This window comes from Streptomyces sp. NPDC089915 (assembly GCF_040684675.1).
Classification (GTDB): Bacteria; Actinomycetota; Actinomycetes; order Streptomycetales; family Streptomycetaceae; genus Streptomyces.
The window spans coordinates 1-22,391 of the sequence record NZ_JBFBGN010000088.1 but is presented as its reverse complement, the minus strand read 5'-3'; the positions used below and the strand labels follow the sequence as shown (position 1 = coordinate 22,391).

The window sequence follows — 22,391 nt, the reverse complement described above, 5'->3', positions numbered from 1 at the left end:
TCTGCTAGACGGCCATTCCGTAGACGATCGTGAAGAGGGTGCCGAGGGAGCCGATGATGAAGACTCCGGTGAGCCCGGCCACGATCAGGCCCTTGCCCTGTTCCGCGCTGAACGTGTCGCGCAGGGCGGTGGCGCCGATGCGCTGCTTGGCGGCGCCCCAGATGGCGATGCCGAGGCACAGGAGGATCGCCACGGCCATGATGACCTCGATCATGACCTTCGCTTCGTTGCCGAGACTGCCGAACGGCCCCCAGTTCGGGGCGATTCCGCCGATGATGGTGGTGATGTCGCCCTTTTCGGCTGCCAGGATCATGTAACTCACCGCCCCTGTATGGGTAGTTCCGGTAGCCCGTGCCCGACGGCAGGGGTCACGCACTATCTTCGCTGATGAAACGTCGGCCGTCGTCGACTTGGCCGGTCTCTTTACCCGATGTCCCGGGTCCCGGGCCGTGTGAGCGCTCGTACGCATGGCCTGACCTGGTCACTCTGTGTATCACGGGGGGTGACCTCGGGCAATGACTGGCGGCTCGGCGGGTGGCGCGCCGTGGTCGTGGCGCGGTCGTGGCGCTCGGGGGGCGTGCGGATGCGTGCGGGGCGCACGGCGGTGGGGCGTGCGCTGGGGACGGTCGTGCGGGTCAGGCCCAGTGGGCGGGGCGGGTGAGGGTCGGGGGGATCCGGGTTCCGGGGTTGCCCCGGGCGGCATTGAGCTGGGCCTGGGTGAGGAAGAGGGTGTCGCGGAGGTCGGCGTCGCGGAGGTTCGTGTCGCGGAGGTCCGCGCCGATCAGGTCGGCGCCGCGCAGGTCGGCCCGGCCGAGGTCGGCGGCGATCAGGTAGGCGCCGCGCAGGTTGGCGCCGCGGAGGTCGGCTCCGGCGAGGCGGGCGCCCATCAGGTCGGCGCCGCGGTGGTTCTTCCTGCGGCCCGGGGCCTTGGCGCGGGCCAGTTCGCTCGCCTTGAGGAGGAGGGTGTTGATCTCCTGGCGGAGGGCGGGGACGTCGAGCGCGGCGAGGGCGTCCGCGTCGGCCCGGGTCAGGGCCTCGGTCCGGGTGAGGAGGGTGCGCAGGGCCGGGTGGAGGGGGGCGGCCGCCGGGAGGTCGAGGGCGGCGGCGACGTAGAAGAGCAGCTCGTGCAGCTGGCGCATGACGGGGAAGGCGTCGAACATCGCCTGCCGGGTGTCGGGGTGGGTGCGCCAGTCGCGGCCCTCGAAGGTGACCTGGGAGATCTGCTGGCCCGCGCCGAAGCAGTCGAAGACGGTGCAGCCCTGGAACCCCTGGTCGCGCAGGCGGTTGTGGATGCCGCAGCGGAAGTCCTCCCGGAGGTTCTTGCAGGGGGTGCCGGCGGCCTTGTTCACCGCGAAGTCCGAGGACTTCGCGAAGGGCAGGGCGACGCAGCAGAGCGCGAAGCAGTTCGCGCAGTCGGCCTGGAGGAGGGGGAGGGCGGGCGTGGCGGGGCGGGGAGAGCTGGGCACCCGTCCATTGTCGCTCGACGGGGTCTTGATCCACGGCCAGGGGGCGGTGAGCATCCGTGCATGACTGAAGTGATCGCGGTTGCCGTCATTACGCTGCTCGCCGTCGTGAGTCCGGGGGCGGACTTCGCCATGGTCGTGCGGAACAGTTATCTGTACGGGCGGTCCACCGGGCTGTTCGCCGCGGCGGGGGTCGCGGCCGGGGTGCTGGTGCACGTCTCGTACACGATGCTCGGGGTGGGGCTGCTGATCGCCTCGTCGACCGCCCTGTTCACGGCGATCAAGCTGGCGGGTGCCGGGTACCTGGTGTGGATCGGCGTCCGTACCTTCCGGGCGCGGGCGGAGCTCACGGTGGACCTGGAGTCGAAGCCGGAGCTGACGCGGCTGGGGGCGCTGCGGTCCGGGTTCCTGACGAACGTGCTGAATCCGAAGACGACGCTGTTCGTCGTGTCCACGTTCACGCAGGTGGTGGACCGGCAGACGCCGGCCTGGCAGCAGGCCGGGTACGGGCTGTTCATGTCGGGGGCGCACCTGGTGTGGTTCGGGGCGGTGGCGCTGTTCTTCTCCCACTCGGCGCTGCGCGAGCGGATGCTGCGGGCGCAGAAGGCGCTGAACCGGGCGATCGGGTCGGTGTTGGTGGGGCTGGGGGTGGGTCTCGGGCTCGCCCGCTGAGGCGGGGTGGAGGGTGCCGCAGGGGGTGATGGAGGGGTGGTGCCGTGGGTTACCTCTCGGTAGCGTGCGGCGGCATGGATGCTGACGGCGGCGGGGGCGGCGGGATGGACGGGTTCTACGAGCGGATCGGCGAGGGGCGCTTCCGGGCCACCGGGGCCACGCGCGGGCCGTGGGACGAGGGCGCGCAGCACGCCGGCCCGCCCGCCGCGCTGCTCGGCCGGGCGGTGGAGGAGCGTCCGGGGGCGCGCGGGGACATGCGGGTCGCGCGGATCACGTACGAGATCCTGCGGCCGGTGCCGATCGGGGAGCTGACGGTCGCCACGTCGGTGCTGCGGGCGGGGCGGGGCACCGAGCTGGTCGAGGCGGCCCTCACCCCGGCCGGTGCGGACGCGCCGGTGATGCTGGCGCGGGCGCTGCGGATCAGGGTGGCGGGCGAGCCGGTGCCGGCGGTGGCCGAGGGGGCGCTGGTGGCGCCGCCGGGGGAGGTGGGGGTGACCCCGTTCTTCCCCGTGCCGTGGGAGACGGGCTACCACACGTCGGTGGAGACCCGGTTCACGGAGGGGACCTTCGTCGAGCCGGGGCCGGGTACCTGCTGGATGCGGATGCGGGTGCCGCTGGTGGCGGGGGAGCCGGTGCGGCCGCTGGACCGGGTGCTGGTCGCCGCGGACTCGGGGAACGGGATCAGCGCGGTGATGGACCTGCGGCGGTTCGTGTTCGTCAACGGCGATCTGACCGTCCACCTGCACCGGTACCCGGTGGGGGAGTGGGTGTGCGTGGAGGCGCGGACGAGCGTGGACCCGGGCGGGATCGGGCTGGCGGACGCGCGGCTGCACGATGAGAAGGGGCCGATCGGGCGGGGGGCGCAGAGTCTGTTCGTGGCGGGGCGGTGAGGCGTCAACCCCCCTTCTCCACCTGGGGAGTCGGTGTGGCACCCTCGTGCGGATGGAGGCGCTGAGAGACACCGACCCGGCCCATATCGGGGCGCAGACCCTGCTGGCCCGGCTCGGGGCCGGGGGGATGGGGCAGGTGTACCTCGGGCGGTCGCCGGGCGGCCGTCTGGTGGCCGTCAAGGTGATCAAAGAGGAGATCACCGAGCATCCGGAGGCGCTCGCGCGGTTCCGCCGGGAGGCGGAGACGGTCCGCGCGGTGCGCTCGGCCTATACCGCGAACCTGATCGACGCCTCGCTGGCGGCGCCGCCGTACTGGCTCGCCACCGAGTACGTGGCAGGCCCCACGCTCAGCCACGCGGTGCGCGAGTCCGGGCCCCTGCCCGCGGCCTCCTGCCGCAGGCTGTTCGCCGCGCTGGCGGAGGGACTCGCGAGCGTGCACGCGTACGGGGTCACGCACCGGGACCTCAAGCCGCAGAACGTCATCCTCGGCGCGCAGGGGCCCCAGCTGATCGACTTCGGCATCGCCAAGGGCGTGTCCGAGACGGCCCTGACGCAGGCCGGTGCCGCCCCCGGCACGCCCGGCTACACGGCCCCCGAGGTGCTCCTGCGCGGCGAGGCCGCGGATGCCGCCGACGTCTTCGCGCTCGGGGCCACGCTCGCCTACGCGGCCACGGGCCGGCCCCCGTACGGGACCGGCGAGCCGACGGCGGTCAACTTCCGGGCGGTGCACGGGGAGATCGACGTCGCGGGCGTGGAGCCCGGACTGGCCGCGCTGATCAAGGAGTGCGTGCTGACGGAGCCGGGCTCCAGGCCCGCCCTCGCCGAGATCATCCGCCGCTGCGCGGTGGACTCGGCGCTGGTCGACGACCCGGTGTACGCCTCGCTCACGGCGACCGCGGGGGGCGCGGGCCAGGTCCCGGGGCTGCTGCCGTCGACGATCGGACCGGGGCTGCCGGCGAGGCCTTCGGGGTACGTGCCCACCTACGTGCCGGGCGGACCGGCGGCCGCGGCGCCGAAGCGGGCGGTACCGCGGTGGGCGGTGGCGGTCCTGGTGGGCCTCCTCGTGGGCGGGATCGGGACGGGCGGGTACCTGCTGCTCCAGGGCGACGGGGACGGGCGGGGGGCGCAGGCGGGCGGACCGTCGGCCGGCCCGGGCACGCCGGGCGCGGTGTCCTCCGCGTCCTCCGGTCCGGCGGCGTCGAGCCCGGCCCCGCCCGCCCCGGGTGGGAGCGCCGGGGCGCTGGGCGCGGTGCCCGACCACATCGAGCCGAACAAGGTGTCAAGGGACCTGTGGACCGACGGCGCGGACGGCGGCCACTGCAACCTGCCCGGGGAGGAACGGGCGGAGTTCCTGACGAGTTCCGTCGTGGACGCCGACGACCCGCAGGCGAAGACGGTGACGGGCAAGGTCAAGATCCGCGTCTACCTGAAGCCGTACAACACGGAGAAGGCCCCCTACACCATCTCCGTCGGGGTCAAGCCCCCGCACGAGATCGACGAGAGCACCCAGCGGCCCTACGACTTCGTCCGGGACTACAACCACGGCATCGGCTATGCCAGCAAGCCCGTCGACCTCAAGAACCCGGGCCCCGGCGGCGAGGTGCAGCTCACGTACCCGGACGACTTCTCCACGCAGCTCGTGGACAACGAGGGGACCCGCAAGAGGTTCCCGGCCATCCCGGTCGCCAACGACCCGGGCGACTGGACCGTGCTGATCTACCGGGTCCGGGGCGTCAAGGAGTACAGCAGCGTCTACTGCACCGGCTTTCCGGTGAAATAGTGTCAAGACAGACTGATGAATGCACTGTCATGCGAGCTGCCGTAAGGCAGTGTTGACGGGTGCGCAAATTCTGGGTGGCAAGCGGGATCGGGATCGGCGTGTGCCTGACCTTCGTCGCGCTGCTGGTCGTCGGCACGTACTCGGCGGCGGCGGGCCTGGTGAAGGGCGGCAGGCAGGGCGCCGTCGGGTTGGTCAAGGGGTCGGTTCCGGCGATCTACCAGCCGCTGGTGGAGAAGTGGGGAAACCTTTGTCCCGCGCTCAATCCGGCCATGCTGGCAGCGCAGTTGTACACCGAGAGCAACTGGAAGCCCGATGCGCTCAGCCATGCCGACGCGCGCGGCATCGCCCAGTTCATTCCGGAGACCTGGGCCACGTACGGCATCGACGGTGACGGTGACGGCGACCGTGACATCTGGGACCCCAAGGACGCGATCCCCTCGGCCGCCTCGTACGACTGCCAACTCGCCAAGGACGTCGCGGGAGTACCAGGCGATCCGTCGGACAATATGCTCGCCGCCTACAACGCCGGTCCCTACCGGGTCATCAAGGCCGGCGGTGTGCCCCCGCTCAACGAGACGCAGGGGTACGTGAAGGCCATCCGCTCGCTGGAGAAGAGCTTCGCGCGCCCCGTCGGCCGCGTCTCCCCCTCCCAGCAGGCCGCCGGGGCCGTGTACTTCGCGCAGAAGCAGCTCGGGACGCCGTATCTGTGGGGTGGTGACGGGACGGCCGCGGACAACGGGCGGTTCGACTGTTCCGGGCTGACCAAGGCGGCGTACGAGACCGTGGGGGTCGAGCTGCCGCGCGTGGCCAACGACCAGTACAACGCCGGGTCGCATCCCGCGCGCGGTGAGCTGCTCCCCGGTGATCTCGTCTTCTTCTCCGACGATCTGACGAACTCTCGGGAGATCCGGCACGTCGGGCTGTACGTGGGCGGCGGATACATGATCAATGCCCCGTTCACCGGCGCCGTCATCCGCTTCGACAAGATCGACACCCCCGACTACTTCGGCGCCACCCGGGTGACGAAGGAAGGGGCGGAGGCCCTACCGGAGCGTTCTCCCGCTGCTCCGAAGGCTTAGCGACTCTCCGTGAAGCACAGGCCCTGAGCTGCGACGATGAGTCACTCTTGGATAACGTTGGCGTGATCATCCGGTGGAGAGTGGAACCATGCTCGGGGAACGGGCGTTCCATGGTCACGGGGATTGATCGGCGGGGGGTTTGAAGGGGGCGCACACCGTCGTGCGCCCACACGGGACCTAGGCAGGCAAGGGGCCGCGTCACATGGCTGGACTCACGACCGGTGGGCCGAATGTGGATGTCAGCCTGCTGTACCGGATCAACGGCTTCGCCCGGCACGCCCCCGACTGGTTCGACCGGGGCGTCGCCCTGCTCGCCTCCTACGGGCTGCCGCTCGCCATGGTCCTGCTCGTGCTGTGGTGCTGGCGCGGGGCGCGGAAGCAGGAGGAGGCCGTCGCCGCCGAGTCGTTCGCCGCGCTGGTGTGGGCCCCGCTGGCCGCCGCGATCGCGCTGATGGTGAACGTGCCGCTGCGCGGGTTCGTGGCGCGGCCGCGGCCGTTCGTCGCGCACGAGGGGCTCGAGGTGCTCGGCGGTGTGGGCGGCGGGGCGGACGCCGGGTTCTCCTTCGTCAGCGACCACGCGACCCTCGCGATGGCGGTCGGCATCGGGGTGTTCCTGGCCAACCGCCGGCTCGGGCTCGTCGGGATCGGGCTCGCGCTCGCCGAGGGGCTGTGCCGGGTCTACCTCGGCGTGCACTACCCGACCGACGTCATCGGCGGGTTCGCGCTCGGCACCGCCGTCGTGCTCATCCTCGCACCGCTCGCCATGGCCGGGCTGACCCCGCTGGCGCGGGCGCTGGCGCGGACGCCGCGGCTGGGGCGGCTCGTACGGGCCCGGGAGCGGGTGGTGGCCCGGCCGGTGGAGCTGGCCCAGCGACCGGCCGAGAGCGACCTCGCCGCCTGACCCGGTACGCCGGCTCCCCGCGCGGGCCGGTACGGGTCCGGGGGTGGGGGCGCCGGTACGGGTCCCGGGGCGGGTACGGGGCGCCGGTACTCCGGGGACACCGATACGGGTACGGGGCCGGGACGGGACGCCGGTACGGGTCCGGGGACTGGGACGGGACGCCGGTACGCGGGCGGGTGCAGGGCGGCGATACGCGGGCTGCCCGGGTTCCCGGGGGCGTCGACCGAGTCCCGTCACGGGTTCCAGAGGGCCAGCAGGAGCGCCAGCAGCAGGCACACGCCCGCCGCGCCGAAGCACAGCCGGACCGCCGTCGGGCGCGGGCGGGGCGTCACGGATCGCCGCCCTCGCCGCCGGTGCCCTGCTGCTCGGCCTCCTCGCGGCGGTAGCGGGAGCGCAGCCACAGCCCGGTGGCCGTCGCCGCGGCGGCGGTGAGCCCGATGGCCAGCGCCACGTCGGCCGGCCCGTCCGCCGAGCCCACGGGGCGGGCCCAGGCCGCCGCGGCCGGGGTGAGCGCGATCAGCAGGGCCCAGAGGAGGGCCGCGACGCGGGGTGCGGTTCCTGGCATGCCTCCAGCGCAACCGGTCCCGGCCACCCCGTCCAGTCGGGAAGGCCGAACGGGCGACACGCCCGGCCGCGGGGCGCGGCAGGGCGAGCGGGGGCGGGCCGGGAGATCGGGCCGGGCTGCGTGGCCCGGGGCGGAGTGCCTCCGGCAGGGCGGCAGGTACCGGCCGACCCGGCCTGGCCGGCGAGGCCTGGCCGAAGAAGACCGGCCGTCGCCGGCCAGGTGGTGCCGGGCGGCCGGTGGCGGCCCGCCGGGGCCCGCAGGGGCCTGGCCGGCCAAGGGGGTGGCTGGCGAGGGCCGGTCGGTGACGGTGGCGGGCGGTGGTGGCCCGCCTACCGGGGTCGCAGGGTCGGCAGGCGAAGGCCGGTCGGTGGCGGGCGGTGGTGGCCCGCCCACCGGGGTCACAGGGACCTGGCCGGCCAAGGGGCGGTCGGCGAAGGTCGGTCGGTGGCGGTGGGTGGGCGGCGGTCGCTCAGCCGGGGGTGGCTGGCGGAGGTCCGGCGGTGTCGGGGGTGGTGGGCGGTCAGTCGGTTGAGGAGTGTCTGGTGGCGTCCTTGCGGGCCAGGTCGCGGGAGCGGCGGGCCGGGCCCGTCCAGCCGCAGCTGCAGACGGCCAGGCAGAAGGAGCCCCGCTCGGCGGTGCTCGTCGTGTGTCCGAGGGGTGTCTGCGCCGGTTCCGCGGGGTGACGCGGGTCGGGCACAGCGGTAAACGGAGCGATCTGGGTCGCCTTGGTGTGCGGATCCACGTCTCCACGGTACCGGGGGCGGCCCAGTGCGGGTACGGCCCCTGGCCACTTCCGGACCGTTACGGGAAACCCGGGACCTCGTTAACCGGAGCGGGTGGGGGCCTCGGGCAAGCAGCGGTCATGCGTTGGGGGTTGGCAGGCGATGGTGGTGCACCAGCACAAGCGGCGGCGGCGACGGCGACGGCGTGCGGGCGAGGCGGTGCTCGCGGCCTGCGTGGCCGTCACCGTGGCCGCGCTGGGCGGATGCGGCGCCGCGAGCGGAACGGTGGCCGGCGGCGGGGCGGGCGACGCCCGGCCCCCCGGCGACCCGGCGGCGGCGGTCCGCGGGGCCGCCGACGCGCTGACCACCACCGGGAGCGCGCAGGCCCGTACGGCGATGGAGATGGCCACCGGCGGGACCCGGGTGACCATCCGGGGCGAGGGCGGGGTCGACTTCCGCAAGCGGATGGGCCAGCTGCTGGTGATGCTGCCCGCCGACGTGAAGGGCCGGCCCGAGCACCGGCCGATCACCGAGCTGCTCGTCCCCGGGGCGCTCTACATGAAGAACCGGGGCGCCGGCGTCCCCGACGACAAGTGGGTGCGCCTCGACACCGCGGCCCTCCCCGACGGGAACCTCGTCACCGGCGGGGCCACCGACCCGCTGGTCGCCGCCGAGCTGCTGCGGGGCGCGCAGGAGGTGACGTACGTGGGCGAGACCGACGTGGCCGGGACCAAGGTGCGCCACTACCGGGGGACCACGGACATCGGGCGGGCCGCGCAGAGCGCCTCCGCGGGGGTCAGGGAAGCGCTGCAGGCGGCGGCGAAAGGGTTCAGCAAGGACAGCGTGCCCTTCGACGCCTACCTGGACGAGCAGGGCCGTCTGCGGAAGGTCCGGCACCGCTTCTCGTACGTCAAGAATGGCGTGATCGATGTCTCGTCGACGACGCTGCTGTACGGGTTCGGCACCCCGGTCAGCGTCGTATTGCCCGCAGACGGGGACATTTACGCCGGGAAGATCGCCGAATAGCCGGCCGGAAGGGCCCGGGCGGTACGTCCGGGCCATGGCTCCACTATCCGGAAATGGTCCATCCGTGTCATGCGCGGTACGAGTGGCGGTCCCTAGGCTGGGAAGCCGGGTGCCGGACGGGCGATGGCGGCAGAGAGAGGTGGCACGCGTGACTCCCGCAGGCGGTACGACGGTGCAGGACCACGTGGCGCTCGCCGAGATCGAGCTCTGCGGGGAGCTGATCATCGCGGCCTCGGCCGCGGCCGAGGACCGGCTCAGTCAGGACCGGATCGACGAGGTGCTGATGGGGATCGGGCCTTAGCCGACGGGGCCGGGACCGGTGGGGCCGGGACCGGCGTGGCCGGAACTAGCTGCGCAGCAGGCGGCCGATGGCCTTCGTGGCCTCTTCCACCTTGGCGTCGATCTCGGTACCGCCCTTGACGGCGGCGTCCGCCACGCAGTGCCGCAGGTGCTCCTCCAGGAGCTGGAGGGCGAAGGACTGGAGGGCCTTCGTGCTCGCCGAGACCTGGGTGAGTATGTCGATGCAGTACACGTCCTCGTCGACGAGCCGCTGGAGGCCCCGGATCTGGCCCTCGATCCGGCGCAGCCGCTTGAGGTGCTCGTCCTTCTGGTGGTGGTAGCCGTGGACGGGAACGGCCCCGGAGTCCTCCGCCTCGATGGTCGTCATGAGTCCTCCCGTGGTCCGGAACGAGGGGGTATATACCCCTCTTGGGTATAGGTTACTTCGCCCGTGCCGCAGGGACTGGGATCCGTACGGCCCACTCTGCCTGATGGACGACACCCGGGGACGCCGGTTAGCCGTGGCCGGGGGATGCGCCTAGCATCAGCCTGACCGAATCCAACACCCCGAGGACCTCACGTGCGATTTCGTCTGACCCCCAGGGAGACGAGCTTCTACGACATGTTCGCCGCATCCGCGGACAACATCGTCACGGGCTCCAAGCTCCTGATGGAACTGCTCGGAGCGGACCCCTCCGCCCGGGCCGAGATCGCGGAACGGATGCGGGCGGCGGAGCACGCGGGGGACGACGCCACCCACGCGATCTTCCACCAGCTGAACTCGTCGTTCATCACGCCGTTCGACCGCGAGGACATCTACAGCCTGGCGTCGTCGCTCGACGACATCATGGACTTCATGGAGGAGGCCGTCGACCTCGTCGTCCTCTACAACGTCGAGGAACTCCCCAAGGGCGTCGAGCAGCAGATCGAGGTTCTGGCGCGGGCGGCCGAGCTGACCGCCGAGGCCATGCCGCACCTGCGGACGATGGACAACCTCACCGAGTACTGGATCGAGGTCAACCGGCTGGAGAACCAGGCCGACCAGATCCACCGCAAGCTGCTGGCCCAGCTCTTCAACGGCAAGTACGACGCCATCGAGGTGCTGAAGCTCAAGCAGATCGTCGACGTCCTCGAAGAGGCCGCCGACGCGTTCGAGCACGTCGCGAACACGGTGGAGACCATCGCCGTCAAGGAGTCCTGAACCCCGTGGACACCTTCGCTCTGGTCGTGACCATCGGTGTCGCGCTCGGCTTCACCTATACGAACGGCTTCCACGACTCCGCGAACGCCATCGCGACCTCCGTCTCGACGCGGGCGCTGACCCCGCGCGCGGCGCTGGCGATGGCCGCGGTGATGAACCTCGCCGGTGCCTTCCTCGGCAGCGGCGTCGCCCACACGGTCAGCAAGGGCCTGATCGAGACGCCCCACGGCAACCGGGGCATGTGGATCCTCTTCGCCGCCCTGGTCGGCGCGATCGTGTGGAACCTCGTCACCTGGTACTTCGGACTGCCCTCGTCCTCCTCCCACGCGCTGTTCGGCGGCATGGTGGGCGCGGCGCTGGCCGGCGGGATCGGCGTCCTGTGGGACGGGGTGATCGAGAAGGTCGTCATCCCGATGTTCCTGTCGCCGGTCGTCGGCCTGGTCGCCGGCTACCTGGTGATGGTCGCCATCCTGTGGATGTTCCGCCGCGCCAACCCGCACAAGGCCAAGCGCGGCTTCCGCATCGCGCAGACGGTCTCCGCGGCCGGCATGGCCCTCGGCCACGGCCTCCAGGACGCCCAGAAGACCATGGGCATCGTGGTGATGGCCCTGGTCATCGCCGACGTGCAGGGCGCCGACGACCCGATCCCGGTCTGGGTGAAGATCGCGTGCGCGGTGATGCTGTCGCTGGGTACGTACGCGGGCGGCTGGCGCATCATGCGCACCCTCGGCCGCAAGATCATCGAGCTGGACCCGCCGCAGGGCTTCGCGGCGGAGACCACCGGCGCCTCGATCATGTTCGCCACGGCCTTCCTCTTCAAGGCGCCGATCTCCACCACCCACGTGATCACCTCGGCGATCATGGGTGTGGGCGCGACCAAGCGGGTCAACGCGGTCCGCTGGGGCGTGGCCAAGAACATCATCCTCGGCTGGTTCATCACCATGCCGGCTGCCGCCCTGGTCGCGGCGGTCTGCTTCTGGCTGGCGGACCTGGCCTTCGTCAGCTGAGTGCGTCCGGAACGTGAAGCGGGCCGGCTCCCCCCACCCAGGGGGAGCCGGCCCTTTTTCCTTCCATCCTGCGGTGGCACCGCCATGCAGCACCGCAGGACGACCGCGCGAGCGGCCCCGGCTGTTCAGCCGAAGCGGCCCGAGATGTAGTCCTCGGTCGCCTGGACGGACGGGTTGGAGAAGATCCGGTCCGTGTCGTCGATCTCGATCAGCTTTCCGGGCTGACCGACGGCGGCGAGGTTGAAGAAGGCGGTGCGGTCGGAGACGCGGGCCGCCTGCTGCATGTTGTGGGTCACGATGACGATCGTGAACCGCTCCTTGAGCTCGCCGATCAGGTCCTCGATGGCGAGGGTGGAGATCGGGTCGAGGGCGGAGCAGGGCTCGTCCATCAGCAGGACCTCCGGCTCGACCGCGATGGCGCGGGCGATGCACAGACGCTGCTGCTGGCCGCCGGAGAGGCCGGAGCCGGGCTTGTTCAGGCGGTCCTTGACCTCGTTCCAGAGGTTCGCGCCCTTGAGGGACCGCTCCACGATGTCCGTGAGCTCGGACTTCTTGTAGCTGCCGTTCAGGCGCAGGCCCGCCGCCACGTTGTCGAAGATCGACATGGTGGGGAAGGGGTTGGGGCGCTGGAAGACCATGCCGACGGTGCGGCGCACCGCGACCGGGTCCACGTTCGAGCCGTACAGGTTCTCGTCGTCCAGCAGCACCTTGCCCTCGACGCGGCCGCCGGGGGTGACCTCGTGCATGCGGTTCAGGGTGCGCAGGAAGGTGGACTTGCCGCAGCCGGAGGGGCCGATGAAGGCCGTCACGGAGCGGGGTTCCACGGTCATCGAGATGTCATCGATGGCCTTGTGGCTGCCGTAGAAGGCGGAGAGGCCGCTGACGTCGATTCGCTTGGCCATGAGGGGTCACTTCGCTTTCATGTGGTCACCGCGGCGGAGCCGCTAATGGGCTCGCTTTTAGCGACCGGTCTTCGGGGCCTTCCAGCGGGCGATGCCGCGGGCCACCAGATTCAGGATCATGACGAAGGCGATCAGGACGAGCGCCGCGGCCCAGGCACGGTCGTAGGAGGCTTCACTGCCGACCTTGTACTGCTCCCAGATGTACAGCGGGAGCGAGGACTGGGCACCTTCGAAGGGGTTGCCGTTGATCAGCTGCGATCCGAAGACCAGCAGCATGATCGGCGCGGTCTCGCCGGCGATGCGGGCCACGGCCAGCATGACACCGGTGGAGATGCCGCCGATGGCCGTGGGCAGGACGACCTTGAGGATCACGCGCCACTTCGGCACACCGAGGGCCAGGGCGGCCTCGCGCAGCTCGTTCGGGACGAGCTTGAGCATCTCCTCGGTGGAGCGGACCACGACCGGCATCATCAGGATCGACAGGGCCATCGCGCCGGCGAAGCCGGAGGGGCCGAAGCCGAGCATCAGGTTCCAGGTCGTCAGGATGAACAGGCCCGCGACGATGGAGGGGATGCCGGTCATGACGTCGACGAAGAAGGTGACGGACTTGGCGAGCCGGCCCTTGCCGTACTCGACCAGGTAGACGGCGGTCAGCAGGCCGATGGGCGCCGCGATCAGGGTGGCGAGGCCGACCTGCTCCAGGGTGCCGAGCAGCGCGTGGTAGACGCCGCCGCCCTTCTCGAAGCTGGTCACGCCGTTCATGGAGTGGCTGAGGAAGTCACCGCTGAGGGTCTTCGCGCCGCGGCTGACCGTGGTCCACATCAGGGACAGCAGCGGGACGACCGCGAGGACGAAGCAGACCCAGACGACGGAGGTGGCGACGCGGTCCTTGGCCTGGCGGCGGTTCTCGACGACCGAGCTGGCGGTGTACGTGATCGCGACGAACAGGAGGGCTGCGATGAGGCCCCACTGGACCTTGCTGTGCAGGTCGAAGACCAGGCCGATGACGCTGCCGAGGACGGCGGAGGCGACGGCGATGCCGGCGGGGGCCCAGCGGGGCAGGCCGCCGCGGGTCAGGCCGGCGGGGGAGGCGGACCGGCGGACCGGAGCGGGACGCTGGTCCTGGAGTGCGTGGCTCATCAGGCGTTCGCCCCCGAGAAGTCCTTGCGACGGGCGATGATCAGGCGCGCGGCGCCGTTGACCAGCAGGGTGAGCAGGAAGAGGACGAGGCCGGAGGCGATGAGCGCGTCACGGCCGAACTCGTTGGCCTCGTCGAACTTCGCGGCGATGTTCTGCGCGAAGGTGCCGCCGCCCGGGTCGAGGATGTGCCCGGAGATCAGGAAGCTCGGGGAGAGGACGGTGGCCACGGCCATGGTCTCGCCGAGCGCGCGGCCGAGGCCGAGCATGGAGGCGGAGATGACGCCGGAGCGGCCGAAGGGCAGCACCGACAGGCGGATGACCTCCCAGCGGGTCGCGCCGAGGGCCAGGGCGGCCTCCTCGTTCATGCGCGGGACCTGGAGGAAGACCTCGCGGCTGACGCTCGTCACGATCGGCAGGATCATGATCGCGAGGAGGATGCCGACGGTGAAGAGCGAGCGGGCGACGCCGACCTGGGTCTTGTCGAAGACGTAGGTCCAGCCGAGGTACTCGTCGAGCCAGAGGTTCAGCCCGTTCAGCTGCGGCACGAGGAAGAGGGCGCCCCAGATGCCGTAGATGATCGACGGCACGGCGGCCAGCAGGTCGACCACGTAGGCGAGGGGCGCGGCCAGCTTGCGCGGCGCGTAGTGCGAGATGAACAGGGCGATGCCGACGGCGATCGGAACCGCGATGGCCATCGCGATGATCGAGCTGACGACGGTGCCGAAGAGCAGGACGGCGATGCCGAAGACGGGGGGGTTGGCCGACGCGTTCCAGTCGAAGGTGGTGAGGAAGTTCCCCTGGTTCTTCGACAGGGCGATGCTGGCCCGGTAGGTGAGGAAGGCGGCGATCGACGCCATGATCACCAGGAGCAGGATGCCGGAGCCCTTGGAGAGCCCCAGGAAGATCTTGTCGCCGGCGCGGCCGGTGGACCTTCCGCTCTTGGAGACGGGCGGAGCCGTGTCTATGTGGGTGGGTGTGCTGGAAGCCATGGTCTTTCCGGTCTGTGTGGGGGGCGAGCCCCCTGGCGGCGGTGCACCGGATTCCCCCGGGTGGAGGGGGAGGGTCCCCGGGCCGGCCCGCCCGGACGGGGGCGGGCCGGACCACGGGGGTCAGGACTGAGCCTCGTGGCTCCGGAGCCCTGGGGCCTCGGGGCCTTCGGGCTCCAGGGCTTTAGGCGAGGGACTTGATGACCTCGCGGACCTTGGTGTTGATCTCGGCCGGGATCGGGGCGTAGCCGTTCTCGGTGAGGGCCTTCTGGCCGGCGTCCGAGGCGGTGTACTCCAGGAAGGACTTCACGGTGCCGAGCGTCTCGGGCTTGTTGCCCTTGTCGCAGACGACCTCGTAGGTGACCAGGACGATCGGGTACGCGCCGTCGGCCTTGGTGGCGTAGTCGAGCTTGAGGGCCAGGTCCGAGCCGGTGCCGGTGACCTTGGCGGCGGAGATGGCCTTGGAGGCGCTCTCCGGGCTGGCCTTGACCGGGGCGGCGGCACCGGTGTTCACGTCGACCGTCTTGATGCTCTGCGAGGTGGCGTACGAGAGCTCGAAGTAGCCGATCGCGCCGTCGACGGCCTTGACCTGGGAGGCGACACCGGCGGAGCCGGACGCGGCCTGGCCACCCGGGGCCGGCCACTTCTTGGAGGCCTCGTAGGACCAGGCGTCGGGGGCGGCGGCCTTGAGGTACTTGCCCAGGTTCTCGGTGGTGCCCGAGTCCTCGGAGCGGTGGAAGGCCTGGATGGCGGTGGAGGGGAGGGTGACGCCGGGGTTCAGCTTCTTGATCGCCTCGTCGTCCCACTTCTTGATCTTGTCGTTGAAGATGTTGGCGATCGTGGCGGCGTCGAGGTTCAGCTTGTCCACGCCGGCGACGTTGAAGCCGAGGGCGATGGGGCCGCCGACCATCGGCAGGTTGATGCCCTGGCCGCCACCGGTGCAGATCTTCTTCGAGTCCTCGACCTGCTCGGGCTTCAGCGCCGAGTCCGAGCCGGCGAAGCCGACGGTGCCCTGGTTGAACGCGACGATGCCCTCGCCGGAGGAGGAGGACTTGTAGTTCACCTCGACGCCGGAGCAGGCGGCCATGTAGTTCTTGACCCACAGGTCGACGGCGTTCTTCTGGGCGGAGGAGCCCGAGGCGAGCAGCTTGCCCTTGGCGCCGTCGCACTTGATGTCGCCCGGGGCGGGGGCCGAGGCCTTCGGGGTGCCGTCGGCGCCGGTGTTCGTGTTGTCGTCCGAGCCGCACGCCGTGAGGACCAGGGCGCCGGACACGACGAGGGCCCCGAGGGCGGAGGCACGAAGCCGGTTCTTGCGCTGAAGCTTCACTGTTCGGGAGTTCCTTCCGGGGGGCCGCCGGCCGCTTTCTGTATCGGGGCGGCGTGCGAAGAGGACTACGTGGTGGGCGAGGCGCGCGACCGCTGTTTCCTGATCGGCTCGCACCTTGCGCTACCGAAATTAGGCAGAACAGGTGACGTCGTCGACGGGGGTTGGTGAACGGACGGTGAACCATGGCGGACGGGCGAGTGCGGATGGGGGGTTTTGTACCTGGGATTAAGCGGGCGTTATCCCCCCGTTATGGGGCCGTGACCTTACCGGGAGTGGAGGTGGGGGTGTCGCGGGGGGTGCCGGGGGCGGCCGGGCGCGAGTGGCCGGATCTCGACGCTGACGGGCGGCGCGGCGGGGCCCGGCGGGGGCCGGACACGGATCCGCCCCCGGCCCCTCGAAGGGGCCGGGGGCGGGCTTCTCAGGACACCGGCGCCGGTTCCCACAGGCTGTGGAAGGTCAGGCGGCTCGCCTCCACCGCGTGGCGCTGGTCCGCGTGGAGGACGCCCAGGGCGTAGGCCGTCGCCGGGGCGATCCGGGGGGTGCGGGCCGCCGTCGCCGAGGCGGTGGCCGCCTCCGAGGCGTCCCGGTGCTGGTTCAGGGCCCCGCTCGCCGCCGCGAGGCGCGGGGCGTCCTCGCCCAGGGCCTCCCGCGCGTAGCGGTGTACGCGCAGCAGGCGGCGCACCTCGTGCCAGGCGGCGTCCGCGTGGGCCGAGTACGGGGCGGAGGCGTCCGTGGCGGGGAGGGCGCCGACCGCCGATTCCAGCCGGGTGCGGGCCACCTCCGCCAGCGGGGTCAGCACGTCGTCCACCCGGCCGGCCGCCGCCACCGGGTCCAGCGGGACCTCGGAGGCGAGCACGGCCACCGCGTCCGCCACGGCGTGGAACCGTGCCGAGCCGAGCGCCTGGAGGGTCGCCGAGTGCGCCCGGGTCCGGGCGAGGGTGAGCTGGCGTTCCAGCAGGGCGCCCGCGCGCGCCGAGCCGACCGTCAGCGCGCCCGCGGCGCTGCCGCGCGGGGCCGGGACCTCCGGGGAGGCGGAGAGCCGTTGCAGGGCCTCCATCAGGCGCGACAGCCGGGCCGCGTACGCGTGCTCGTCCGCCAGCGTGGAGGAGAGCCAGACCAGCTCGGTGCGCAGCGGATCCGCCCAGCTCGACTGGGTGACGACCCGGAACGTGCTCAGGGACGAGGCGATGCGGCGCGCGGCCCCCCGCAGGCCGTGCGCCGCCTCCGCCTCGTCCCCGGCGTCGGGGCCGCCCCCCGCGCCCGCCGTGCCTGCGTCATGCAGGCGCAGCGCGCGCAGGAAAGCGGTGGCCTGGGAACGCAGGTAGACGCCGAGCACGTCACCTGCGGTCGGGTCATGGTTTGGCTGAGCCACGCCGGCGCCTCCGGGCGTCTATGAGCATCTCCTGTACGTGCCGCAGCGGCTGGCCTTCGGCGTCGGTGCTGTGCCGGGTCCATTCGCCGTCCGGGCCCAGGTGCCAGGAGGAGGTGGCGTCGGACATGCCGGTCTCCAGCATCCGGTCCAGTGCCGCGCGGTGACCGGGGTCGGTGACCCGGACCAGTGCCTCGATGCGGCGGTCGAGGTTGCGGTGCATCATGTCGGCGCTGCCGATCCACACCTCGGGTTCGCCGCCGTTGCCGAAGGCGAAGACCCGGGAGTGTTCGAGGAAGCGGCCGAGGATCGAGCGGACCCGGATGTTCTCCGACAGCCCCGGGACCCCCGGGCGCACGGCGCAGATGCCGCGCACCCAGATGTCGACGGGGACCCCCACCTGGGAGGCCCGGTAGAGGGAGTCGATCAGGGCCTCGTCGACGATCGAGTTCATCTTCAGCCGGACGGACGCCGGGCGGCCGGACCGGTGGTGGTCGGCCTCCTTGTCGATGCGCGCGATGAGCCCGTCGCGCAGGGACTTGGGGGCGGTCAGCAGCCGGCGGTAGGTCTCGCGCCGGGAGTAGCCGGAGAGCCGGTTGAAGAGGTCGGAGAGGTCCGCGCCGACCTGCGGGTCGGCGGTGAGCAGGCCGAGGTCCTCGTACAGGCGGGCGGTCTTGGGGTGGTAGTTGCCCGTGCCGACGTGCGAGTAGCGGCGCAGGGTCTCGCCCTCCTGGCGGACCACGAGGGAGAGCTTGCAGTGGGTCTTGAGGCCGACGAGGCCGTAGACCACGTGGCAGCCGGACTCCTCCAGCTTGCGCGCCCACTTGATGTTGGCCTGCTCGTCGAACCGGGCCTTGATCTCGACGAGTACGAGGACCTGCTTGCCGGATTCGGCGGCGTCGATGAGGGCGTCGACGATCGGCGAGTCGCCGGAGGTGCGGTACAGCGTCTGCTTGATCGCGAGGACGTCCGGGTCGGCGGCGGCCTGTTCCAGGAAGGCCTGCACCGACGTCGAGAAGGAGTCGTACGGGTGGTGCAGGAGGACGTCGCGTTCGCGCAGCGCGGCGAAGATGTCGGGCGCGGACGCGGATTCGACCTCGGCGAGGTCGCGGTGGGTGCCGGCGACGAACTTGGGGTACTTCAGCTCGGGCCGGTCGAGGGAGGAGATCCCGAAGAGGGCCGTCAGGTCGAGCGGGCCGGGCAGCGGGTACACCTCGGCGGCGGAGACCTTCAGCTCCTGCACGAGGAGGTCCAGGACGCCGGGGTCGATGGACTCCTCGACCTCCAGGCGGACGGGCGGGCCGAAGCGGCGCCGCATGAGCTCCTTCTCCAGGGCCTGGAGGAGGTTCTCGGCGTCGTCCTCCTCGACCTCCAGGTCCTCGTTGCGGGTCACGCGGAACATGTGGTGCGCGAGCACCTCCATGCCGGGGAACAGCTCCTCCAGGTGCGCGGCGATGACGTCCTCCAGCGGGACGTAGCGCTGCGGGGAGGCCTCCAGGAAGCGGCTGAGCAGCGGCGGCACCTTGACGCGGGCGAAGTGGCGGTGGCCGCTGACGGGGTTGCGGACGACGACGGCCAGGTTGAGGGACAGCCCGGAGATGTACGGGAAGGGGTGCGCGGGGTCCACGGCCAGCGGGGTGAGCACCGGGAAGATCTGGTTGCGGAACAGGGTGAAGAGGCGCGCCTGCTCCTTCTCCGTGAGGTCGGGCCACCGGATGAGGTGGATGCCCTCCTCGGCGAGCTGCGGGGCGATGTCCTGCTGGTAGCAGGCGGCGTGCCGGGCCATGAGCTCGCGGGAGCGGGTCCAGATGAGGTCGAGGACCTCGCGGGGCTGGAGTCCGGAGGCGGAACGGGTGGCGACGCCGGTCGCGATGCGGCGCTTGAGGCCGGCGACGCGGACCATGAAGAACTCGTCGAGGTTGCTGGCGAAGATCGCCAGGAAGTTCGCGCGCTCCAGGAGCGGGGTGGTGGGGTCCTCGGCCAGCTCGAGGACGCGTTCGTTGAAGGCCAGCCAGCTGCGCTCGCGGTCGAGGAACCGGTCGGCGGGCAGCTGCCCGTCGTCGTCCTTGTCCTCGTAGGCGTCGAGGTCGGCGTCGAGATCGGGATCGAGGGGGCGGTGGGAGGCTATGGAGCCGAGGCGTGACTTCGCCGGTGCCTTTTCCTCTGCCCCGGTCCGTGTTTTGGAGGCGGAGGAGACCGCGGCGGAGGTGTGAGACGGGTGCTGTGCGGGGACCTCGGTGGGGCCTGCGCTGGGCTGGTGGCTCATGACTCCATTCTTCCGCGCACGGGGGAGGACAGGCGCGTCGGAAGTGTCCGCGGTCAGGCGGAGTCGGGGCTGCATGCTGGGAGGCTCGCAAGCGCGTCTGAATGCCCGGTTAATGGCGTATGGCTTCCAGACTCCGCGTACGGACAGGATTCCCCCGCACCTCGCCGCCGTACGGCCGTGTGGGTGGCGGCCCCGGGCCGGGGCCGGGGGTCTGCCGGTGCTGATCACCCTGTCCTGATCCGGGCTGCCGGCTGACGCCACGGGCGGCGCAGGATACGGGCATGGTGTTTCTCGCCGCTCAGAGCGGTCCTGCCCCCGGCCCGTTCCTGCTGGTCTGGGGACTTCTGGTGATCGTCATGGGCGGAACGCTCACGACGAAGAGGGGCGCCGCCGCGTTCCACGGGTTCGTGGAGAACAGGCGGGAACGCACCCCGGGGCGCCAGACCAAGGGCCGAAAGCTCCCCGCGGGCTTCGTACGCGTGATCGGCGGGATCCTGGCCACCCAGGGCCTGGTGGCGGTGCCCGCCTCGCTGGTCATGATGGCCCGAGGTTGACCTCGCGGGTCCAGCGGGCAACCGCTGGACCCGCTCCCGCCCGGAGCTCAGCGGCTGGCGCCCTCGGGCCAGAGGACCCGGGCGGGGACTCCCGTGCGCCTGGCGTACGCCACCACGTCCGCCGTGCCTCCGTACCCCCAGGCGGGCTTTCCATCCCAGACGGCGAGCAGTTCGTCCACCAGTCCCACGAGCACCTCGCTGCCGGCCATGTGAGCCGCCGAGTCCGAGGTCGACATCCCGGTGCGGTGGACCTCGGCTGCCCGACCCAGCAGCCGGTCGTACGTCGTCCAGTGCTCCTCGGGCAGACCCTCGCGGTACTCCTCCGCCGGGATCACCACCTCCAGGCGCCCCCCATGCGCGAGGACGTACTCGGCGAACCACACGTCGGGACCGTCCGCGATGCAGGACACCCCGACCAGCCCGCCGGGCTCGTACTGCTTGACCGCCGCCTCCAGCAGCCCGCGCACCTGCTCCTCGACCGCCGCACTCAGTCCCCGGTGGCCTGTGATTCCCACACGCATCGCGTGTCCTCCCTTACAGGTAGATGTCGTGCAGCCGCTCGTCAAAGTCCCGCACGACCTCGGGCGGTGACGCGGCCACCTCGTTCTCAGTCGAGTTCGGCGAGCGCGTCCACCAGAGTCCGGCCCTCCCGCGCCCCCCGCCGCAGCAGCAGCGCACCCACCTTGTGCAGTTCGCCCCAGGCATGCGGCCGCCCGACCTCGGAGGCGTCCCCGACCACCCCGAGCGCCGTGCCCAGCGCGGCTTCGCCCTCCCCGAGGCCCGCGTACGCGTGGGCCAGGCAGGCCCCGTACCAGGCCCGGTCCCGCCGGAACGCGGGTGCGAACCCGGCCAGCCCGGCCGTCAGGTGCCGTACCGCGCCGTCCCAATCCCCCAGGTGCAGATCGGCCATGCCCCGCTGCGCCGCGAACCAGGACTCCCCGTAGAAGTACAGCCAGGGCGGCGCGTCGACCGCACCCGCGATGATCCGCTGCGCCTCGTCCAGCCGCGCGTACGCCTTCCCGCGCTCCCCCTCCAGCGCGTACCCGCGCCCGGCCATCTGCACTGCCATGGCCCGCGTCGCCTCTCCGGCCCCCACGGTCGCCGCAGCGGCCTCCCCGAGCCGCACGCAGCGCCGGCCGTGGCCACCCGACCACGCCAGATGCGCCTTCATGCTCATGGTGGTGGCCGCCATGTCCGCGTACCCGGCCTCCAGCGCCCAGTCATACGACCGGTCGAACCACCCCAGCGCCACAGCCGCGTCGTCCTGGTCCTGCGCCATCCACGCCAGGAACTGCGCGTACTCGGCGAGCAGCTTCACCACCCGGTCGGCCAGCGCCCCACGGGCCTGCCCGTACAGCCCCGCCACCGCCTTGAACTGATCGGTGACCAGCGGCGCGACGACCCGCGACCCCACGGTGTCCTCGGCCCGCCGGTGCGCGGCCAACAAGGCGTCCATCGCATCCACCGAGGCGGCATCGAGCCGCAGCCCACCCCTCCGCACCCCCGCCAACCGCTCACCATCGGCCTCCGACACCACGCCGGGCAGCACGAGCGAGGGCAGCGGCAGCCCTTCCCGCCGGACGCCGACCAACTCCAGCGGCACGCCGAGCCCGCTGATGATCCGCTGCCGCACCTCGGCCGAGGTCACGGCCCGCCGCCGGTTCTCGATCGCCGACACATCAGGCTGCGCCAGCCCCACGAGCGCCCCGATTCGACTCTGACTGCTGCGCGTCACCTTCCGCCACGCCCTCAGCAGCCCACCCCAGTCCTCGACCGCAGCAGCCGCCCGCAGTTCGGGATGCACCCACACGTCCAGCTCGGGCTCCATGCCCCGAAACATAGAACGGGCCTATAGGACGCGGCAGTGGATCGCCGGATACGAGCACTGGATGGAACTGGCCTACATCCGCGACGCGTCCGGCCGCGAATTCACCACCGCCGTCGCCAACGTCCAGCCTGCCTATGACCAGCCCCCGACGGACCGCACCCGCCGAACTGGGAGAAGCGCGTAGCGGTCCGGGGCGCCCGGAGGTCCCGGACGGGGGTCCTGGTCGGCATTCCGTGCGGGTACCGGCCCCAGACGGGCGGCGGACGCCGAGCCGAGAGGAGCGCGTAGCGATCTGCCGCGGACGTCGGCGCCGCTTGCCCTCTGGCGTCGGCCCGGCTGCCCGGTCTGCCGGCCCCCGGCCGCCCCGCCTGCTCGCTGAGGGAGCCGGATGCCCCGACCCTGGACCGTGCCGTCCTTTTGGGGGTTTCCCGGCA

24 protein-coding genes are annotated in these 22,391 nt (G+C 71.8%); 11 read left to right on the top strand and 13 right to left on the bottom strand.

From position 1 onward, the window contains the following. Positions 1–4 precede the first annotated feature (4 nt). Together AB0O29_RS24000 and AB0O29_RS23995 are read right to left on the bottom strand one after the other, a co-directional pair. Positions 5–313, bottom strand: coding sequence for a hypothetical protein (locus tag AB0O29_RS24000; RefSeq protein ID WP_042818271.1), 309 nt, complete (start codon positions 311–313; stop codon positions 5–7). 322 nt (positions 314–635) lie between these two features. Next, positions 636–1,466 carry a pentapeptide repeat-containing protein gene (locus AB0O29_RS23995; protein WP_365154526.1) on the bottom strand — a complete coding sequence of 277 codons (831 nt, stop codon included), beginning with the start codon at positions 1,464–1,466 and terminating at the stop codon, positions 636–638. A 60-nt stretch (positions 1,467–1,526) separates the two neighbouring features. Between AB0O29_RS23995 and AB0O29_RS23990 the strand changes: the two genes are divergently transcribed. The 5 genes from AB0O29_RS23990 (at position 1,527) to AB0O29_RS23970 (ending at position 6,785) form a co-directional block, all read left to right on the top strand. Further along, a complete protein-coding gene (locus AB0O29_RS23990) occupies positions 1,527–2,135 on the top strand; it encodes a LysE family transporter (protein ID WP_365154523.1) in 609 nt (202 codons plus the stop codon). Between the two features lie 74 nt (positions 2,136–2,209). Beyond that, positions 2,210–3,025, top strand: a complete 816-nt coding sequence (locus AB0O29_RS23985; protein WP_365154521.1) for a thioesterase family protein — start codon at positions 2,210–2,212, stop codon at positions 3,023–3,025. 52 nt (positions 3,026–3,077) lie between these two features. Beyond that, complete coding sequence (locus tag AB0O29_RS23980) at positions 3,078–4,805, top strand: serine/threonine-protein kinase (RefSeq protein ID WP_365154518.1); 1,728 nt, start codon at positions 3,078–3,080, stop codon at positions 4,803–4,805. Between the two features lie 59 nt (positions 4,806–4,864). Continuing rightward, a complete protein-coding gene (locus tag AB0O29_RS23975) occupies positions 4,865–5,884 on the top strand; it encodes a bifunctional lytic transglycosylase/C40 family peptidase (protein ID WP_365154515.1) in 1,020 nt (339 codons plus the stop codon). A gap of 202 nt (positions 5,885–6,086) precedes the next feature. After that, positions 6,087–6,785, top strand: a complete 699-nt coding sequence (locus AB0O29_RS23970) for a phosphatase PAP2 family protein (RefSeq protein ID WP_365154513.1) — start codon at positions 6,087–6,089, stop codon at positions 6,783–6,785. A 328-nt stretch (positions 6,786–7,113) separates the two neighbouring features. Here AB0O29_RS23970 and AB0O29_RS23965 read toward each other — a convergent pair whose 3' ends face one another. Together AB0O29_RS23965 and AB0O29_RS23960 are read right to left on the bottom strand one after the other, a co-directional pair. Continuing rightward, a complete protein-coding gene (locus tag AB0O29_RS23965; RefSeq protein ID WP_365154510.1) occupies positions 7,114–7,350 on the bottom strand; it encodes a hypothetical protein in 237 nt (78 codons plus the stop codon). 520 nt (positions 7,351–7,870) lie between these two features. Further along, on the bottom strand, positions 7,871–8,047 hold the full coding sequence (locus AB0O29_RS23960; RefSeq protein WP_365154507.1) for a hypothetical protein: 177 nt from the start codon (positions 8,045–8,047) through the stop codon (positions 7,871–7,873). A gap of 187 nt (positions 8,048–8,234) precedes the next feature. Between AB0O29_RS23960 and AB0O29_RS23955 the strand changes: the two genes are divergently transcribed. Continuing rightward, the gene (locus AB0O29_RS23955) at positions 8,235–9,098 is read left to right on the top strand and encodes a hypothetical protein (protein ID WP_365154504.1); all 864 of its coding nucleotides are present in this window, start codon (positions 8,235–8,237) and stop codon (positions 9,096–9,098) included. Positions 9,099–9,246: 148 nt separating this feature from the next. Continuing rightward, positions 9,247–9,399 (top strand): hypothetical protein, encoded by a 153-nt coding sequence (locus AB0O29_RS23950; protein ID WP_162501091.1) that lies wholly within the window; start codon positions 9,247–9,249, stop codon positions 9,397–9,399. A 45-nt stretch (positions 9,400–9,444) separates the two neighbouring features. On the opposite strand, the gene AB0O29_RS23945 is transcribed toward AB0O29_RS23950, so the two are convergent. After that, positions 9,445–9,765, bottom strand: coding sequence for a metal-sensitive transcriptional regulator (locus AB0O29_RS23945; RefSeq protein WP_365154502.1), 321 nt, complete (start codon positions 9,763–9,765; stop codon positions 9,445–9,447). A 192-nt stretch (positions 9,766–9,957) separates the two neighbouring features. Here AB0O29_RS23945 and AB0O29_RS23940 point away from each other — a divergent pair, with 192 nt between their 5' ends. Both AB0O29_RS23940 and AB0O29_RS23935 read left to right on the top strand, forming a co-directional pair. Then, complete coding sequence (locus tag AB0O29_RS23940) at positions 9,958–10,578, top strand: DUF47 family protein (RefSeq protein WP_042818429.1); 621 nt, start codon at positions 9,958–9,960, stop codon at positions 10,576–10,578. A gap of 5 nt (positions 10,579–10,583) precedes the next feature. After that, the gene (locus AB0O29_RS23935; RefSeq protein ID WP_365154499.1) at positions 10,584–11,585 is read left to right on the top strand and encodes an inorganic phosphate transporter; all 1,002 of its coding nucleotides are present in this window, start codon (positions 10,584–10,586) and stop codon (positions 11,583–11,585) included. A 125-nt stretch (positions 11,586–11,710) separates the two neighbouring features. On the opposite strand, the gene pstB is transcribed toward AB0O29_RS23935, so the two are convergent. The 6 genes from pstB to AB0O29_RS23905 form a co-directional block, all read right to left on the bottom strand. After that, positions 11,711–12,487 (bottom strand): phosphate ABC transporter ATP-binding protein PstB, encoded by a 777-nt coding sequence (gene pstB / locus AB0O29_RS23930; protein ID WP_365154496.1) that lies wholly within the window; start codon positions 12,485–12,487, stop codon positions 11,711–11,713. A gap of 57 nt (positions 12,488–12,544) precedes the next feature. Continuing rightward, a complete protein-coding gene (gene pstA / locus AB0O29_RS23925) occupies positions 12,545–13,627 on the bottom strand; it encodes a phosphate ABC transporter permease PstA (protein ID WP_365154493.1) in 1,083 nt (360 codons plus the stop codon). Next, a complete protein-coding gene (gene pstC / locus AB0O29_RS23920) occupies positions 13,627–14,616 on the bottom strand; it encodes a phosphate ABC transporter permease subunit PstC (protein WP_365154490.1) in 990 nt (329 codons plus the stop codon). Before pstC ends, pstA begins: the two co-directional genes overlap by 1 nt. Before the next feature lie 181 nt (positions 14,617–14,797). Further along, complete coding sequence (gene pstS, locus AB0O29_RS23915) at positions 14,798–15,940, bottom strand: phosphate ABC transporter substrate-binding protein PstS (protein ID WP_365154488.1); 1,143 nt, start codon at positions 15,938–15,940, stop codon at positions 14,798–14,800. 418 nt (positions 15,941–16,358) lie between these two features. Next, positions 16,359–17,312 (bottom strand): CHAD domain-containing protein, encoded by a 954-nt coding sequence (locus tag AB0O29_RS23910; protein ID WP_365154485.1) that lies wholly within the window; start codon positions 17,310–17,312, stop codon positions 16,359–16,361. Beyond that, positions 17,293–19,575 (bottom strand): RNA degradosome polyphosphate kinase, encoded by a 2,283-nt coding sequence (locus tag AB0O29_RS23905; RefSeq protein WP_365154483.1) that lies wholly within the window; start codon positions 19,573–19,575, stop codon positions 17,293–17,295. Before AB0O29_RS23905 ends, AB0O29_RS23910 begins: the two co-directional genes overlap by 20 nt. A 281-nt stretch (positions 19,576–19,856) precedes the next feature. On the opposite strand from AB0O29_RS23905, the gene AB0O29_RS23900 reads away from it, so the two are divergent. Next, a complete protein-coding gene (locus AB0O29_RS23900; RefSeq protein WP_365154480.1) occupies positions 19,857–20,129 on the top strand; it encodes a hypothetical protein in 273 nt (90 codons plus the stop codon). Between the two features lie 47 nt (positions 20,130–20,176). Here the strand turns inward: AB0O29_RS23900 and AB0O29_RS23895 are convergent, their stop codons facing one another. Both AB0O29_RS23895 and AB0O29_RS23890 read right to left on the bottom strand, forming a co-directional pair. Beyond that, a complete protein-coding gene (locus tag AB0O29_RS23895; protein ID WP_365154477.1) occupies positions 20,177–20,650 on the bottom strand; it encodes a hypothetical protein in 474 nt (157 codons plus the stop codon). Positions 20,651–20,736: 86 nt separating this feature from the next. Continuing rightward, positions 20,737–21,957, bottom strand: coding sequence for a helix-turn-helix domain-containing protein (locus AB0O29_RS23890; RefSeq protein WP_365154474.1), 1,221 nt, complete (start codon positions 21,955–21,957; stop codon positions 20,737–20,739). Here AB0O29_RS23890 and AB0O29_RS23885 point away from each other — a divergent pair. Then, complete coding sequence (locus AB0O29_RS23885; protein WP_365154546.1) at positions 21,956–22,141, top strand: hypothetical protein; 186 nt, start codon at positions 21,956–21,958, stop codon at positions 22,139–22,141. The two genes, AB0O29_RS23890 and AB0O29_RS23885, sit on opposite strands and share 2 nt — an antisense overlap. The last annotated feature ends 250 nt before the right edge of the window (positions 22,142–22,391 follow it).

Coding starts and splice junctions, on each gene's coding strand:
- AB0O29_RS24000 (WP_042818271.1), bottom strand. CDS start 313: ATGATCCTGGCAGCCGAAAAGGGCGACATCACCACCATCATCGGCGGA.
- AB0O29_RS23990 (WP_365154523.1), top strand. CDS start 1,527: ATGACTGAAGTGATCGCGGTTGCCGTCATTACGCTGCTCGCCGTCGTG.
- AB0O29_RS23985 (WP_365154521.1), top strand. CDS start 2,210: ATGGATGCTGACGGCGGCGGGGGCGGCGGGATGGACGGGTTCTACGAG.
- AB0O29_RS23980 (WP_365154518.1), top strand. CDS start 3,078: ATGGAGGCGCTGAGAGACACCGACCCGGCCCATATCGGGGCGCAGACC.
- AB0O29_RS23970 (WP_365154513.1), top strand. CDS start 6,087: ATGGCTGGACTCACGACCGGTGGGCCGAATGTGGATGTCAGCCTGCTG.
- AB0O29_RS23965 (WP_365154510.1), bottom strand. CDS start 7,350: ATGCCAGGAACCGCACCCCGCGTCGCGGCCCTCCTCTGGGCCCTGCTG.
- AB0O29_RS23955 (WP_365154504.1), top strand. CDS start 8,235: ATGGTGGTGCACCAGCACAAGCGGCGGCGGCGACGGCGACGGCGTGCG.
- AB0O29_RS23945 (WP_365154502.1), bottom strand. CDS start 9,765: ATGACGACCATCGAGGCGGAGGACTCCGGGGCCGTTCCCGTCCACGGC.
- pstB (WP_365154496.1), bottom strand. CDS start 12,487: ATGGCCAAGCGAATCGACGTCAGCGGCCTCTCCGCCTTCTACGGCAGC.
- pstA (WP_365154493.1), bottom strand. CDS start 13,627: ATGAGCCACGCACTCCAGGACCAGCGTCCCGCTCCGGTCCGCCGGTCC.
- pstC (WP_365154490.1), bottom strand. CDS start 14,616: ATGGCTTCCAGCACACCCACCCACATAGACACGGCTCCGCCCGTCTCC.
- AB0O29_RS23905 (WP_365154483.1), bottom strand. CDS start 19,575: ATGAGCCACCAGCCCAGCGCAGGCCCCACCGAGGTCCCCGCACAGCAC.
- AB0O29_RS23900 (WP_365154480.1), top strand. CDS start 19,857: ATGGTGTTTCTCGCCGCTCAGAGCGGTCCTGCCCCCGGCCCGTTCCTG.
- AB0O29_RS23895 (WP_365154477.1), bottom strand. CDS start 20,650: ATGCGTGTGGGAATCACAGGCCACCGGGGACTGAGTGCGGCGGTCGAG.
- AB0O29_RS23885 (WP_365154546.1), top strand. CDS start 21,956: ATGCCCCGAAACATAGAACGGGCCTATAGGACGCGGCAGTGGATCGCC.
- AB0O29_RS23890 (WP_365154474.1), bottom strand. CDS start 21,957: ATGGAGCCCGAGCTGGACGTGTGGGTGCATCCCGAACTGCGGGCGGCT.